The following is a 15094-nucleotide window of genomic DNA, read 5'->3' as shown; positions in this document are numbered from 1 at the left end:
GCATCGTTCCTAGAGCCGCCTGTGATCAGCGGGAGAAAAGCCTGCCGAAGAGCGTACGGGAAGGCTCGGCGGACGCCGTTGCAGTGCCGCTATATTCCGACATGCGCCGTACGACGACGAGTTGGCGGATTTCGCCACGCTGGTAGGCGGCGAGGAAGCGGCGATAATCCTTGAACGAAACGCAGCCGTTTGAATCGCCAGCCTTGCCAAGCATGTAGGTATGCGCAAGCAGGCCGACGCGGTTATAGACCGCGCCCTGGCCGCCGACAGGCGTCAGGCGGATCGCCTGCACGCCATGGAACAGGCTTTCGCGCAGGGTCAGGGCGTAAGTGTGCGGCGGGGTCGGGCCGCGGTTCTTCTGGTTCACGAAGCGCGGGTTGTCGCGCATGTTGCCGAGACCGGAGTGAGCCTCCAGCCGGGCGCCGCTCGGCAGATAGACCATGCCGGCCTCGATATCGTAGATGGCGGTGCCATTTGCAGCACGCTGGACCGTCGTCGGCTTGCGGACGCTCGGCATATCGCTGTTATCGTCGTCCTCCTCCGTGCGAGCATAGGCAAGCGCCTGCTCAGGCACGTTTCGCGTGCGGCCGGGGGGGGCTGCGTCCCGCAGGGCATCGTCCGGGCGGGCCATAGGCAAGGGGACGGCGCTATCCGGATTGGAAAGAACAAGGCCGAAGGCCTTTTCCGCTGAGTCGGCACCGGTCGAATTGCTATCGTCGCCGGCGTCGTCCGAAGTGTCGAGGCTTGCCATCATGACGCTATCGGCATCGTCCGGCCGTGCGGTCGGGATTGGCGGGGCGATGGTGGCAAAGCCGTCATCCGGCTCTGCGCTTGCCAGCACCTGGCTCTGCAGCTGCGCCAGAGTCGGTCCGGTGTCCGCCGCCGGGGTGGTCGACATGGGGGTAGCCGCCACGGGGGCAGAAGGGGCCGCAGAGGCAACGACAACGTCGTCCTTCACCCTTGTCGGGGCGGTGATGTCAGTGGTTGTTTGATGGGGATGATCGAGGGAGGCGACTGCGATTGATGGCTTTGGTTCGAGTGCGGCGGTGTCTCTGGATGGTGATGCCGCCGCATTGGCCATCGCAAGACGCATGATCAATTGCCTGCGCACCGCGTCCGGCATTGCGTGAGCGCCGTTGGCAGCCTGCTGGACCGGCGCTGCCGCCGGCGGCTGGATGCGGGCCATGCGGATGGCGGCAACGGAGCGGGACGCAGCCGCATAGGCTTCGATCACACGCTTTTGCTCTGCCTTCGACGGTGTCGAAAGGGCGGCCATCTGCAGTCGCTGCAAGGGATCGGCAAGTGCCACGGATTTCGGGCCAAGCGAATTTTCTACGATCTGGGCGGAACCAACTGACATCACCATCGTTTGCATGGTGAAAACGGTGGCTACCACCCACGCGAAACCGACAGTCGCCGCTCCCATAAGAGCGGTGCTGAGCATGATGCTGCGAGACTTTGGGCTTCGAAGCGTAAATCCGCCAAACGGATTTACGTCACTGAATGACTCGGTCGCAAACGCCATAATACACGTCTTCCAAACTGATTACGCAGGCCGAGGGCTTTTACCGACACACTGCTCCCGGACCGGCATAGCGGCGATGAGCGTTTTTGAAATGCTCATCGTGACATGCCAGTTCTTGAACAATGGAGAATTATGGTAACTATTTCCTTTACGCCGCCCGCTTTAATTTCAGAAGTGAGGAATATTAGACCCTGAGAATTTAAGGGTTGTTTTTTCGCTCATGTGTGTCCCTTTTGCATCGTATCGAGACTTTTTTGTGTTGGGATTAAGCCAGTCATAAGGCGTAAGTGCTAAATTAGCTACTTCTTTCTGGCGAATGCCGAGCCCCTGTGAATTCTGCTAGGCTGCCAGCGGCTCCGATCCGACGAGGGAGAATCCGATGTCTCTGACAAAAGATGAGGCGGCCACGGGCGAGGTTTCTCCCGCTCTGGCCATTGAAGCCATGTTTGCGTTTCGCAGCACTGCTGCCATCAAAGCCGCAATCGAACTCGATGTCTTCACCGCCATTGGTGCCGGAGATGCGACGGTCAAATCGCTCGCCGCAACAGTCGGTGCTTCAGAGCGAGGATTGCGCATCCTTTGTGATTTCCTGGTCGTGGAAGGCTTTTTGCTCAAACAGGAGGATCGGTACCTGGCGACGCCATCCACCCGCATGTTCCTCGATCGGCAATCGCCGGCCTATATGGGGGCGGCGGTCGATTTCATTGCCGCGCCCGAGATGGCGGAGTTGTTCCTCAACGATCCCTCGTCCTATGTCCGCAACGGCGGAGCCGTCGGCCTTGCCAATGTTTCGCCAGACAATCCAGTCTGGATCAGGTTCGCGCGGGCGATGGGCGCCTTTACCGGCAGCAGTGCGGAAAGCCTAGCTGCCGAAGTCGCGACATGGCCGCAGCCGCCGAGAAAAGTGCTCGATATTGCCGCAGGCCCAGGCCGTTTCGGCATAGAGATCGCAAGAACCATACCGTCGGCAAAGATTGTTGCAGTCGATTGGCAGTCGGTCCTTGCGCTTAGCGAACAAAATGCTCAGGAGGCGGGTGTTGCCGAGCGATACCAATCCCTTGCCGGAAGTGCGTTCGATGTCGACTGGGGCGGGGATTATGACCTCATATTGCTTCCAAACTTCCTGCACCATTTTGACGCAGATACTTGCGTTGGACTGCTGAAAAAGGTGCGCAGCAGCCTCGGCTCCGGCGGGAGGGTTGTCGGCGTCGAGTTCGTGCCGAACGAAGACCGCATCAGCCCATCATTCGAGGCGGAATTTTCCTTCGAAATGCTGGCGACCACGCCCGCGGGAGACGCCTATACGAAGAAGGAATTGGACGAGATGGCGAGACGGGCGGGTTTTCGCGGCGTCACGACGAAGCCGCTTTCACCATCGCCTGCGAGCCTCGTCTTCTTCGAATGATCGCGGCACCATAGAGCAAATGCCACAAAGCCAAATTCGCTGGGGAGCTTGGTCATGGCTGATCGAAAGCAAAGTCTGAGGATGCCTGCATCTTTGGTTCGCCCGCGACGTCTGCGAGCATTGGTCTTCGCGATCACGGGCCTCGGGCTGTCGCTGGCGCCGGGATTTACCCAGAGATCCCTTGCACAGCAGGTTCCCGTAACCGCGGTCGATATCGCGCTCGAACCCGACGCGACCATGCTTCAGCACGCGACCGACGCCAATGCCCGCCTGCTGAAATCTTTCCCGAAGGGCTTTTCTCTGGATGAGACGCACCATCCCCACGTCACGATGCTGCAGCAATTCGTCCGCACGGGCGACCTCGACAAGGTATTTGCGGCGGCGGATGCGGTTCTGGCCAAGGAGAAGCCTGCCGGATGGACGCTGAAGGCATTCAAGTATTACTACATCCCAGCTCCGCCTGTCGGCCTTGCGGGAATTGTCGTCCAACCGACCGACGACCTGCGCCGGCTGCAAGCTGAGCTTATCACGGCCGTCAAACCTTATACCGAGAAGACCGGCACGCCGGCGGCTTTCTTCAGCGACGCGGATGGTCGCGACATTCAGAAATCCCTGATCAACTACGTCGCCAATTTCGTCACGGAGGCGGCCGGCAAACATTTCAATCCCCACGTGACCATCGGCGTTGGAACGGAAGCCTATTTGAACAAGATGCTGGCGGAGCCATTCCCCTCGTTTACGTTTTCAGCGACGGGCGCGTCGGTCTATCAGCTGGGCACATTTGGCACGGCCCGAAAGAAGCTCCATGATTTTACACTGACGCCCTGAGGCTGGATCGGGTAGGGCGAATGGCAACTCGCGATCGATCACAGGCCTGATGCCTTTCGCGGACAGCCGGTAAAGTCCTTGGGGTGCGTCGGAACGTTTGAGCCTTTCTTGCGTTGAAATGGTCTTGTAACCGGGGGAACGTCATGTTGCGATCAAACATTAAATACGTCATTCCAGCCTTTGTAATTGCAGCGACTTTAATCGAAGCCGCTCCAGTCATGGCGGCGGATATGGTTACCTATGTCGAGCCCCACAAATCCCACGTCTCACGGGTTTATCACCCCCGCGTCGTTCGCACCACATATCGGGTGAGGCCGACGACTTGCAGCGAGAGGATCGTCGAATATCGCGCTCCTTATGTGCCACATACCCAAGTCTTCCGGGTTTGCAGCCGCTACCAATTTTGACGGATGTGATCTTTCGATCTGGCGCCTGAGCGGGATCGGGGCGGTTCACCCTTGACTTCGCCTTGCCGAAAGCCGACTTCGGGCATGATCAAGGATCTGCCCGCGACGGAAGGTTTGCCGCAGTGCCCCAGAAAATCCTCACCATTTCGACCCGTGGCCAGGGCCTCTACGAGTTTACCGGCGAGGTCGCCGATTTCCTGCGGAGTGCCGGCGCAGGCGAGGGGCTGCTGACCGTCTTCGTGCGGCACACATCCTGTTCGCTGCTGATCCAGGAGAATGCCGATCCGGATGTGAAGACGGATCTCAACGCCTTCTTCCGCCGGCTCGTGCCACCGTCCTCCGATCCCTCGATGCGCTGGATCGTGCACACGACCGAAGGGCCGGACGATATGCCGGCGCATATCAAGGCTGCGCTGACGCAGGTTTCGGTCGGCATTCCGGTCATCGGCGGGCGGCTCGCTCTCGGCACATGGCAGGGCATCTATCTCTTCGAGCATCGCGATCAGCCGCATCGGCGCGAGGTCGTGCTTCATTTCGGCAGATGAAGCGTTAGTCCCCAGTGAGCCGTTAACCGATTTGAATGCCGGCTGAATACGCGGTTCGCGCCCGGTTCAGTTTTGGTAGCCTATCTTTTTCCTCAATCCCGCAGGAAACGGGATCCGATGAGAACCGAAGCAATCAAGAGGAAATCCCATGAGCAGTCTTTTTGCCAAGGCCGGTATCGCAGCGCTGATGGCGCTTGGCGCAGTCTCTACCGTCGCCTCGACGGCATCCGCCGGCGATCTGCCGATGAAGGTCCGCGAGGTTCGCTACGATCCCCACGCCCCTCGCACATGCTCGCCCGTGCTTGCCGTGCAGAAGGCCCGCTATGATGGCATGCGCTATGCGCACATTGCCGATATGTCGGCACGCCGCGTTGTCGTCGAGGGTCGCAACCATCGTGGTCCGGACCGTATCGTGTTCGCCAATGTTCCCGGTTGCCCGCGCTGGCATCGCGGTGAATTCCATGTTCAGTAAAGCCATCCTAAAGAAAGGAAGGGCTTTATTATCGCTGGCGCAAGTTTTAACTGAACGACTCGTGAACGGCCGATTCTGAATCCGTTCAGAATAGACCACTATCCTTCCGGTCATCGCCTGTGATGCGGCGGACCAAGATGAAGCGTTTTGTTTCGAGGAGAAGAACATGAAGGAAATTCTGGCAAAGGCAGGGATCGCGACGGCGATTGCCGTCGCCGCCCTTTCGGGCGCGGTGACCAGCGCCAGCGCGCAAGGTGTCGATATCTACGTCGGCCCCGGCTATCATCGTCCGCCACCGCCGGATTACTACCGCCCGCCACCGCCGCCTCCGGGCTATGGCTACGGTCGTCCGCGTGGCTGCGATCCGCGACAGGCTGAAGACATCGCTCGCGATTATGGCTTGCGCCGAGCCCGTGTTGCGGACATCACGCCGCGCCGGGTCATCGTCAACGGCTTTGGCCGTCGGGGTCCTGATACGATGGTATTTGCCAATGTTCGCGGTTGCCCGCTGATGGGCCGTTGATCCACATGCGTTGAAGATCCGGCTGTCTCTCAGCCGAGAGCAGCCAATAAACAAACCGCCCCGGCGATCCCGATGGATCAGCCGGGGCGGTTTTTCTTTGCCCGCTTCTTTGGGCCGGCAGCGACGCCTTACTGGTCGATCGCGTAGGTGACGTTGACCGACACGTCATAGGTATTCTCGCCGCCCTGGACCGGTACGGCGGGGGCGGCAGCATCCTTCATCATCGCGGCGCGGAAAACGGGCTGCGGGGCAGGGCGGATGGAATTCTCGCTGATCTCGATGACACGACCGAGCTTGACGCCGGCTGCATCGGTCAGCGTCTTCGCCTTGGCAAGAGCATCGGCCACCGCATCCTTGCGCGCGGCAGTCAGCGCCTCCTGCGGCTTGTCATTGGTGAACTGGATGTCTCCGCCCTGGTTGATGCCGAGGGTGACGGACTGGTCAATGATGGAGCCGAGCTTGGAAAGATCACGAATGCGCACCGAGAGCGAATTAGTCGCCTGGTAACCCACAAGCTCAGGCGGCTGAGGCTGGCCGTTGTTATTGTTGGGGTAATTGTATTGCGGCTGGATCGAGAAGCCAGATGTCTGAAGATCGCGCTCGGCAATGCCGGCATCCTTCAGCGTCGCGAGGACTGCACCCATGGCCTTGCTGTTTTCGTCAAGCGCTTCGCGCGCGGTCTTGGACTGCTTGACGACGGCAAGCGTGACGATCGCCATATCGGGTGCGATCGAGGAATGTCCTTCCCCTGTCACCAAGACCACCGCCTCGCGTGGCTTCGCCTCCTGCGCAAGCGCGCCTGCGGCGGCAAGCGGCAAAAGGGCTGCGGCCAGAAGCGTCGAAAAGGCAAAATCTCTGGTTTTCCTCAGAGGCATGGTTCGTTCCTTGATTGATGTTCCGGGGCACAAGCTTTTTGCGGATTGATTGTGAAGGTATTGCGGCAGTCCCTTGTGAGCGAAAGAGAATTGCGTTAGAGGCAGGGCAGCCCCGGGGAACCATTGTCCCGGCGCGATGCGCTGTATCCTTCGCGCAGGGCCTGTAGCTCAATGGTTAGAGCCGGCGGCTCATAACCGCTTGGTTGGGGGTTCGAGTCCCTCCGGGCCCACCATCTTCGCTTCCTGTTATCGAGCGCAGGGCTCATTGATCACTCGCTCGCCGTGTTGAGAATTGCTAATCGGTATTCCTCCGTGCGCTCTACCGACGAAGCTCGGTGCAGGATCACAGATCCCCGCCCTCAACTTGCCATCGGCTCGGCGCGGCCGATCTCTTCGATGTGGCTTTGCAGGACGTGCCGTTCGATCGACGTAATGGGGAGATTGACGAACAGGGAAATTCTGTTCTTGAGATATCGCGCGGCCTGCGCGAAGGCGCGGGCCTTTTCCAGGTCCGGGCCTTCGACGGCCTTGGGGTCCTCGATCCCCCAATGGGCGGTCGCGGGGTGTCCGGGCCATACGGGACAGGCTTCACCGGCGGCGTTGTCGCAGACGGTGAAGATGAAATCCATGTGCGGCGCGTCGGGTTCTCCATAGACGTCCCAGCTCTTGGAGCTCAAGCCGGAGGACGGATAGCCGAGCGCTTCAAGGGTTTTGATTGCCCAAGGGCTGACGGCGCCGCTCGGTTGGCTTCCAGCCGAAAACGCCCGGAAGCGGCCCTTGCCGTCGATATTCAGAATGGATTCGGCCATGATCGACCGGGCCGAATTGGCGGTGCATAGAAAGAGAACGTTGAATATTTTGTCACTCATCGATGTCCTCCCAACAATTGCAAAGTGACGGCGTGGATGATCGGTTGGCAGAGTCCCGGCGAGCCCTGATGCCGCACGAACAAGACCCGCTACGATCTTCTCGGCGGTGACGCTCTCTCCGCCCGCCGTCGCAACCAACCAGAACCTCTCCGGGGTGTCCTGATCGGGCGCCTGATGGCAGCGAGAGCCGTTTTTTTATCCGTATCCAGATCTGTTATCTTTATATCGCGTTCGCGTCCTGCTGACCACGGGGAGTGGACGGAAGTTCGACCTTGCAGGCTGTTCTGCCGGGCGCTTTGCCCGGCAAGCGGGTAGATATTCAACCTGCAGGCCCGGACGCGCGGAAATGCCCGCGCGATTTTGGAGCAGCCGGCAGAAGCGATGAGAGAAAAGGGATATTCGGGCGCTTGACATTTCGCCGGCAAAGTAGCTCAGAATAGAAGTTGCCGATTGAGGGGTCCTGTTTTCTCGAAAGCCTTGGAACCAGATCACTGCGGTGCGCATTTCGCTCATTCGTACAAAACGAAAAAGAGAGAGCCATGCCGATGCAGAACAGCTCAACGATACCCACGCCCGACGAGCATGTCGTAACAGCAAAAGAAGCTCTGGAACCGCTTTACATGAGGCTGGAGCAAGAGGCCGAGATGAAGCTGCTTGCGGCAGCCATGCGCGCAGGCTGGTCCGCCGACGAGGCAATGTCGGCCATCGACGAGCTGCGGCGCGAAGAGCTACGGACCTCGACTGGTCGAAGCCACTAGGGCTGCGGGCGCGTTCTACCGAGGGCTGTGCAGCTTCCGAAATGGCGCGCTATTGGGGTTGGTCCGCCTTGTGAAAGGCTGGGCGATATCGGGCCAGAATATTCAGACCGCATCAACCGCCTCAAACTGCTGACCTTCGCGTCACATACACCTTCAACAGTATTGAAGGTGTATCGTTTCAGTGCGCCTCGTGGTCGTGCAGTGCGCCCAGCAATTGATCCTGGGTCTGATGGCCGGCATTGTAGAGATCGATGGCGATGCTCGCAGCAAACAGACCTTCCTGGCTGTGAAGCCGGACGCTGCGTTCCGCGCACCAGGCATAGAGTGCGCCGGCAAGTACATCGACATCATCGGGATAGAACTGCGAGTTGGCCATCATCGACATCAGCGACACCTTGGGATTTGCGGGGGCAGGGGTTCAGGAGCGGATTTCTCCAGACTGATTTTATTCCTGAAATTTGCAAGGTCGTTCAAATGGCGGCGTTAATGACGATCAAACCTTAAACGGGGCGTGCTTCAATTCGGCACAGTTAAGATTTACGATCGGGGAAAGAGCGATTATCGCGGCGTCTGCTCCGGTGCATAAAGTGCTGGATTGGCTGATAAGCTCGGCTTCTCGCCGGCCGGATGCACAAATAAAACCAATGCGAGTATGACGGCCACAGCCACCATCCCCGCGAGAATAAGTTTTGGTCTCGACCACATCATTGGTGGATAGGATGCGATGCCTCTATCGCTGCTTCTATGAGTTCTTCCGCAAAGCAGATTGCGGATATTGAATCTTCCTTGTCGAGCTTGAGCTCGCTGCATTTGTCGCGCATTGCCTTGCGGATTTCCGCAAGCAGGCTGGCATCGACAACCTCGTCGCCTTCATCGAGTGCATGGGTCAAGGCCGATTGCGCAACGACTTCAAGCACAGCCATGCGGCCCTCGATCTCGCCCATGGTTGGAATGGCATTCCTTGCGCCGTCGCGCTGGCAGTCACGATTCGTGGTGAGCATCTGACGCGTCTCCTTGTGCTGGGCAAGAAACGCGCAAAGCGCCGAAAAGTTCGCTCTCGGACGATCACAATTTGATCACAGCGGCCGTTATTTCGGCGGGCAGAGGTTGCTCTGTTCCAGCACGTCTGCGCAGTTCGGAGAGCGCCGGAAATCGTCGTAATACATGGTCCAGTCGGTGGTGTCGGCTGCGCGATAGGGACCGAACTTGAAATACTGGTTCTTGCCGAGACCCTTGTCGGCATGGCCGATATGTCCCTTGACGGTGACAATCCATTTGTTGTTCGCGAAGATTTCAATTCGGCCTGTCCCATCGGGTCCAGGCTGGGTGTAGATCGCGAAATCGATCCAGCCGGAATCCGGGGTCGGCAGCTTGTTGCCGTGCTCGGTAATGGTGATCGCGTCGGTGCAATTCTTGAACTCGGCGCCATCCTCCTTTGACCAATTGGCGTCGGTGGCGACAAGCGCGCGCATCTGGTTTGTGTCCGGGCGATACCAGACCGGCGCCTCTGTGCCGCCGCAGGATTTCGTCTCGCCATTGCCGCTTCCGGTCGGCGGCGCGACATAGTTCGTTTCGACGGTGGCGAAGAGCTTGCCGTTGTTGAGGCGGAGCGCAAGAAAGGGGCTGAAGTCGCCCTGCGCCTCCGGGCCGATTTCACGTTTCCACTGCGCGATGAGATAGCGATGATCGCCCGATGGGATGGGATCTCCAAACTTGACGGCGAAGCCGTACCAGACGCCCTGATCATAGGGGACCCGGTGGCTTGTGCGTTCCCAGATTTCTGCGCGTTCGCTGCAGTTCTGTTCGGATGAGGTACACAGGGGCTTCACGCTCAGCTTCAGTGCCCCGCCACCATTGCGGGTCACCGCTGACTGAAATTCGTAGCTGCCGGCTTCCTGCTCGGTATTGTCCCGATAGTAGAGATGGCCCTGCGGGGAAAAGTCCTTACCGTCGAATCCATCACGCAACACTTCCTGGCCGGGATTTTCAGCATAAGCAGTGGCAACGCTGGAAAACGCAGTCAAAATTGCGCACATGACGATCTTCACTTTCATTGGGAAGGATTCTCCGGCGGGATTTCAGTGCGCTATCAATGACCTGAACCGCATCGGCGGGCAAGGGGCGGGTATTCGTCGCATCGGCTGGACTTGTCGTTATTGCCGACAGATTTTCTGACAGGGCCGACTACCGGAAGTCGCAGCCGTTGCTTAACCGCCTGTTAGGTCCTTTTCGGCTCAAATCGACACATCGAGGGCTTGTCGTGGATTTCAGCGCCCCGGACATGATTGTCCGCTTCCCGCGGCATATTTCATCACTTCCCACTTTGGGCCATGAGAGAGGCCGGCCGGGGGATGCAGTTTCAGGATCGTAGGCAACCAGTCATCCGCAGTCTGGTTCGTTCAATACGGTTCCGCGAGCGGGGATCCATTGGCAGATGACTTGAGTGGAGAGCGCCTGAAGATCGTCATTCTGACATCGCACGTGTTCTTGCGAGGATATCGCAAGGCGTCCATTCACTTCGTCGCACGCAAGTGGGCGGAGCAGGGACATAAGGTCCATTTCGTTACGATCGGACATAGCTGGCTGACGCGTCTGAAGGACCGTCCGCGATTTAATGCCTTGTCGAAGGTACAGGCGAACCGTTTCGAGACAGTAGAGCCAAATCTTGATGCCGGGGCCTATCTTCCGCCGCTGCATGCGTTTAGCTCGAACAACAGGGTGCTGAATCGGGTGAACGAGGTCGCCTTCCGCGTCTACGGCAGTTATCTGCCGGATTTTGCCCGCAAGGCCGTCGCAACGGCCGATCTCGTCGTCATCGAAAGCGGTTCGGCGCTCAGCTTTTTCAACTATGTTCGCAAGCTCAATCCTCGTGCCAGGACGCTCTATTTCTGTCGTGATCTCTTAAGAAGCGTCGGTGCGGCGCCCATCCTGCAGAAAATGCAGGAAGAGGCGATCCCGCGCTTCGATGTCATCTGCGTGCCGTCGCAGCGTCTTGGTGCTTTGTTGCCGACTGGTGGCCGCATTCGCGTCATCCCGCAGGGTGTGGATACGGCACTGTTCGATCGTCGCTATGCTTCGCCCTACAAGCCCGGCAGCCGAAATGCCATTTCGGTCGGCAACATGCTTTTCGACCAGCTGGCTGTCGACCAGATGGTGGCTGCGGCGCCCGAAGTGACCTTCCATATCTTTGGGGCGACATGGCGCGGGGCGCCGTCGCCGAATATCGTCGTCTATGGCGAGCGGGATTTCGAAAGCATCGTGCCCTATATCCGTCATGCGGATATCGGCCTTGCGCCCTACCGACTGACGACCGATGAGGTTTATCTTGCGGAATCGAGCCTCAAGCTCTCGCAGTATAGCTATTGCCGTCTGCCGATCCTGCTGCCCGATCTCATTCCATTCAAGCGCGCCAACGGCATTCCCTATCGCCTCGATGGCGAAACCGGCTGGCGGCAGAAGATCGATGCGGCGCTGGCTATGCCGCGTTTGCCTGAATTCAGCGAAGGAATTCTGACTTGGGGCGATGTCGCCAAACAGACGTTGCGAACTGCATTCGACCAGGCTTGATTCCTAGGCGCGGCTCAGGAGGGTGCGAGGAAGCCGAGCAACCCATTGACCAGGGGTCGTGACGGCCCGGGCAATTTGCCCCCGAGGCTTTCCATCAGCATCTCTCCATCAGCTGCCTCGATGAGGCCCAGCAGGCGCACTGCAAGCGCATAGACGACGGCACCGGCAGGGATCGCAACGATGATGGCAGCAGGACCGTCGAGGAGATAGACGGCGGTTCCCGCGGCTGCCGCACACAGGGCGGCGGCCAGGACGTTCCTGGCAAGGGCTCCCACGGGAACAGCAACGCCGACATGCCTTCGAGCCGTCAGCGCCAGCAGGATAAATGTGAGCGTGGTGATCGCGGCGCGGGAGGCCGCCGCGCCTTCGAGGCCGGCAAGTGGCACCGAAAGGGATAATAGCAAGACTGTTAGGATGCCGCTGATTACTTGCACGCGCAGCAGAAGCCAGCTGCGACCGGCAGCGCCGACCACGCCCCAGGGGATGACCGAGAGGCCTGCAATCCAGACAAAGGCCAGGAGCGTTGCAGCTGCGGGTACGGCAGGCAGAAAGGCATCACCAAAGATCAGCGGCAGCAGGTCGGGCATGATGGCGGCGCCGCCGAAACTGACCGGCAGCATGACGAGCGCGACCATGCGGATGACCCGCGAATAGGCATTCTGCAGAGCCTTCTGGTCGCCTTTGGCATGGGCGTCGGAGAAGCTGACGATCAGGGCGGGTGAGATCTGCAGCATGACCTGCTCGATCAGACCCGCAAGGCCGAGGCCGACGGCGAAATAGCCGATGCCTGTCGCCGAGAAGAAGAAACCGAGGAAGAGGAATTCGACGCGCGAGAGGACCAGGATTTCGATGAGGTCACTCAGCCACATATAGCGGCCATAGGTTCGCATTTCCGGTGTCAGCGCGTGGGAGGAAGCAGGGATGCTCCGGTCGAGGTAATGACCGAGCCGGAGCGCCTGCGGCAGATACCTTGCGACATAGCCGAAGAGAGCGCCGGTTGGGCCGAGAAGCCATGCACCGACAAGAACCAGCGGAACCTGCAGTGCGCTGCCGAGGGCCGTGCTATTCGCCGTCTGGCCAAAACGGTTCCGGCTGCGCGCAACCGCCGTCGAGAAGGCGGAAACGGCATAGCTGAGAAAGAGAATGGCGGTTACGACCCAGAACCAGGCATGGCGTGCGTCGCGATAGGCATAGGTCATCGCCGCATAGACGAGGATTGCAGCGCAAACCATCAGGAGCGAGATCGTGAATGCCCGCAATGCGGCGCGCACCAGCGACTTCCAGGCGCTGCCGGTGCCCGACAGTGCGCCGGCGTTTCGCAACAGTGTCTGTGGCAGGCCCATGTCGGCGATCGCTGCTGCCGAGGTTGCGGCCCACAACGCGTAGGCCACCTTGCCGGAGCCGGCGGGGCCAAGCAGACGTGCTGCGATGATGTTGCTCGCAAAGCCCGCGATAAGCGAGATGATCGTTGCTGCAAGGCTGATCAGGGAGCTTTTGAGTAGGTTCGACATGGGCCAATCATGATAGTGCTTCCATAACCTTGTGTTAAAGGAGCATTGGTATTCCTCGCAAAACAGGAGTGGCTAAGCGACCTTGACCGATAGTATTGGCGATCGAGATACTTTCCTCATTCCCGGATACTTGCAGAAGAGTATCGGCGAGCGGGCGCTTAACCTCGTCTGGCGGCTGATTTCGCCTTTGCCGGATCGAGCCTACTGCAATCTCAAATACTTCACGATCCGCGGCAAGTTTCCCAATCTCAAGTCGCCGCAGACGTTCACCGACAAGATGCAGGTGCGCAAGCTCTACGATCGCAATCCGCTTTTCCCGCGCTTCGTCGACAAGGCCGGTGCCAAGGAACTGATCGCGGAGCGGGTCGGCAGCCAGCATGTCATTCCCACGCAATGGGTGGGAACCGATCTTACCGATGTCGACTGGTCGGCGATCACGCTGCCGGCGGTCGTCAAGCCGACGCATGCGAGCGGTGTCGGCCGCTTTCTCTACAGCGATGCCGATATCCGGAAGTTATTGAAGGAAAATCCCTCGTCGCAATGGCGCGCCATCGACCATGCATCCTACAATCGCGAGTGGGCCTATAGCGGGCTGGAGCGGCGCATCATCATCGAGACGATGCTTCTCGCCGATGGTCGCGTTCCCTGGGACTACCGGCTGTTCACCTTTGGCGGCAAGGTTTCCCATATCGAGATCGACATTCGCGAGGGCGGGCAGGGCTATTCCTGCAACTACACGACCGAATGGAAGAAGCTGCCTTTCTACGATCCGGACTATCTCGGGCTCTACCCCGGCGAAGTGCCCCGGCCGGCGCGGCTGGAGGAGATGATCCGCATTGCCGAGACGATTGCCCATGATATCGATTTCGTCCGGGTCGATCTCTACGCTTCCGCCGACTGGGTCTATGTCGGAGAACTCACCTTCTACCCCGGTGGTGGCTTCGAGGCATTCGAGCCGGCAGAATACGATTTGCTGCTGGGGCAGAAATGGCAGCTCGGCTTCGATCTGCCGGCCAGACCCTAGAGCACTTCCGCTTTCTTCGAATCGCCGAAGCGCTCTATCCCTTTGATTTGACGCAATTCCGAACGCAAAACCACGTCACACTTTTGCTGGAATTGCTCCAGAAGGCCGTAGACAAATCGGCGCATAGGCGCTTGATAGGGTCGACTAGGATATTTTGGAGGAGAATTTCACCGATGACGATCGACCACGATCTGAGCCGCATTGCGGTGCAGGAGGAAACACTGCGTTTCGACGCGTTCGACCTTTCAACCGCCTGGGTGCTCGGCAAGCTGCTGCATGACCTTGCGAGCGAGCGCAATCTTGGCGTGGCGATCGATGTTACTTTCCACTCCATGCCGGTCTTCTACATCGCTTTGCCGGGATCCACGCCCGACAATGCCCAGTGGATCAGGCGCAAGCGGAACATGGTGCTGCGCTATTTCCGCAGCAGCTATGCGAGCGGCCTGATGCTCGAGAAAGCCGGCAAGAGGGTCGAAGACAATGGTTTGCCGCCGACCGACTACGCCTCGCATGGCGGCAGCTTCCCGATCAATGTGAATGGGACGGGTTGCGTGGGGGCCGTTACGGTTTCCGGTCTGCCCCAGCGTGACGACCACAATCTCGTCGTGGAGGCTCTTGCGCTAATGCTCGGGCACGAGCTTCATAATCTCGCGCTTTCGGAGGGCTGAGAGACTAAATTAAGAAGACGGCTTCAACCCGCCCTTCGTCATGCTCGGCTCGGGCCTGTCCCAAGCATCTGCAACGGATGATTTGATTGCAACGTGGCAGATCCTCGGGACAAGCCC

16 protein-coding genes and 1 tRNA gene are annotated in these 15094 nt (G+C 59.2%); 10 read left to right on the top strand and 7 right to left on the bottom strand.

Going from position 1 to position 15094, the window contains the following annotated elements; translation table 11 throughout:
- Positions 1 to 25: 25 nt before the first annotated feature.
- Complete coding sequence (locus DTW90_RS01630) at positions 26 to 1360, bottom strand: DUF2778 domain-containing protein (protein ID WP_246664869.1); 1335 nt, start codon at positions 1358 to 1360, stop codon at positions 26 to 28.
- Positions 1361 to 1904: 544 nt separating this feature from the next.
- Between DTW90_RS01630 and DTW90_RS01625 the strand changes: the two genes are divergently transcribed.
- From DTW90_RS01625 to DTW90_RS01605, 5 genes are all read left to right on the top strand, one after another.
- Positions 1905 to 2930, top strand: coding sequence for a methyltransferase (locus DTW90_RS01625; RefSeq protein WP_149336130.1), 1026 nt, complete (start codon positions 1905 to 1907; stop codon positions 2928 to 2930).
- 54 nt (positions 2931 to 2984) lie between these two features.
- Positions 2985 to 3758 carry a 2'-5' RNA ligase family protein gene (locus DTW90_RS01620; RefSeq protein ID WP_246664868.1) on the top strand — a complete coding sequence of 258 codons (774 nt, stop codon included), beginning with the start codon at positions 2985 to 2987 and terminating at the stop codon, positions 3756 to 3758.
- A gap of 529 nt (positions 3759 to 4287) precedes the next feature.
- Complete coding sequence (locus DTW90_RS01615; RefSeq protein ID WP_149336129.1) at positions 4288 to 4710, top strand: secondary thiamine-phosphate synthase enzyme YjbQ; 423 nt, start codon at positions 4288 to 4290, stop codon at positions 4708 to 4710.
- A 148-nt stretch (positions 4711 to 4858) separates the two neighbouring features.
- The gene (locus DTW90_RS01610; RefSeq protein WP_149336128.1) at positions 4859 to 5182 is read left to right on the top strand and encodes a hypothetical protein; all 324 of its coding nucleotides are present in this window, start codon (positions 4859 to 4861) and stop codon (positions 5180 to 5182) included.
- Positions 5183 to 5348: 166 nt separating this feature from the next.
- Positions 5349 to 5705: a hypothetical protein gene (locus DTW90_RS01605; protein WP_132519656.1), complete on the top strand. Its 357-nt coding sequence runs from the start codon at positions 5349 to 5351 to the stop codon at positions 5703 to 5705.
- A gap of 128 nt (positions 5706 to 5833) precedes the next feature.
- Here DTW90_RS01605 and DTW90_RS01600 read toward each other — a convergent pair whose 3' ends face one another.
- Positions 5834 to 6580 (bottom strand): SIMPL domain-containing protein, encoded by a 747-nt coding sequence (locus tag DTW90_RS01600; protein ID WP_149336127.1) that lies wholly within the window; start codon positions 6578 to 6580, stop codon positions 5834 to 5836.
- A gap of 157 nt (positions 6581 to 6737) precedes the next feature.
- On the opposite strand from DTW90_RS01600, the gene DTW90_RS01595 reads away from it, so the two are divergent.
- Positions 6738 to 6813, top strand: a tRNA-Ile gene (locus DTW90_RS01595).
- Positions 6814 to 6939: 126 nt separating this feature from the next.
- Here the strand turns inward: DTW90_RS01595 and DTW90_RS01590 are convergent.
- The gene (locus DTW90_RS01590; RefSeq protein ID WP_149336126.1) at positions 6940 to 7449 is read right to left on the bottom strand and encodes an arsenate reductase ArsC; all 510 of its coding nucleotides are present in this window, start codon (positions 7447 to 7449) and stop codon (positions 6940 to 6942) included.
- A 539-nt stretch (positions 7450 to 7988) separates the two neighbouring features.
- Between DTW90_RS01590 and DTW90_RS01585 the strand changes: the two genes are divergently transcribed.
- Positions 7989 to 8207 (top strand): hypothetical protein, encoded by a 219-nt coding sequence (locus DTW90_RS01585; RefSeq protein ID WP_149336125.1) that lies wholly within the window; start codon positions 7989 to 7991, stop codon positions 8205 to 8207.
- A 178-nt stretch (positions 8208 to 8385) separates the two neighbouring features.
- Here the strand turns inward: DTW90_RS01585 and DTW90_RS01580 are convergent, their stop codons facing one another.
- The 3 genes from DTW90_RS01580 to DTW90_RS01570 form a co-directional block, all read right to left on the bottom strand.
- Positions 8386 to 8592 carry a hypothetical protein gene (locus DTW90_RS01580; protein WP_132519668.1) on the bottom strand — a complete coding sequence of 69 codons (207 nt, stop codon included), beginning with the start codon at positions 8590 to 8592 and terminating at the stop codon, positions 8386 to 8388.
- A gap of 319 nt (positions 8593 to 8911) precedes the next feature.
- On the bottom strand, positions 8912 to 9208 hold the full coding sequence (locus tag DTW90_RS01575; protein ID WP_132519671.1) for a hypothetical protein: 297 nt from the start codon (positions 9206 to 9208) through the stop codon (positions 8912 to 8914).
- An 87-nt stretch (positions 9209 to 9295) separates the two neighbouring features.
- Positions 9296 to 10243, bottom strand: coding sequence for a polysaccharide lyase (locus DTW90_RS01570; RefSeq protein WP_246664897.1), 948 nt, complete (start codon positions 10241 to 10243; stop codon positions 9296 to 9298).
- A 391-nt stretch (positions 10244 to 10634) separates the two neighbouring features.
- Here DTW90_RS01570 and DTW90_RS01565 point away from each other — a divergent pair, with 391 nt between their 5' ends.
- Positions 10635 to 11774, top strand: a complete 1140-nt coding sequence (locus DTW90_RS01565) for a polysaccharide biosynthesis protein GumK (RefSeq protein ID WP_246664867.1) — start codon at positions 10635 to 10637, stop codon at positions 11772 to 11774.
- Between the two features lie 14 nt (positions 11775 to 11788).
- Here DTW90_RS01565 and DTW90_RS01560 read toward each other — a convergent pair whose 3' ends face one another.
- Positions 11789 to 13285 carry a lipopolysaccharide biosynthesis protein gene (locus tag DTW90_RS01560; protein ID WP_149336123.1) on the bottom strand — a complete coding sequence of 499 codons (1497 nt, stop codon included), beginning with the start codon at positions 13283 to 13285 and terminating at the stop codon, positions 11789 to 11791.
- 82 nt (positions 13286 to 13367) lie between these two features.
- On the opposite strand from DTW90_RS01560, the gene DTW90_RS01555 reads away from it, so the two are divergent.
- Entirely contained in the window at positions 13368 to 14309 is a 942-nt protein-coding gene (locus DTW90_RS01555; protein ID WP_149336122.1) for an ATP-grasp fold amidoligase family protein, read from the top strand.
- A gap of 173 nt (positions 14310 to 14482) precedes the next feature.
- The gene (locus tag DTW90_RS01550; RefSeq protein WP_132519683.1) at positions 14483 to 14977 is read left to right on the top strand and encodes a heme-degrading domain-containing protein; all 495 of its coding nucleotides are present in this window, start codon (positions 14483 to 14485) and stop codon (positions 14975 to 14977) included.
- The last annotated feature ends 117 nt before the right edge of the window (positions 14978 to 15094 follow it).

Source organism: Neorhizobium sp. P12A (genome assembly GCF_008365395.1).
GTDB lineage: Bacteria > Pseudomonadota > Alphaproteobacteria > Rhizobiales > Rhizobiaceae > Rhizobium.
This window is presented reverse-complemented; position numbering and strand designations above follow the sequence as displayed.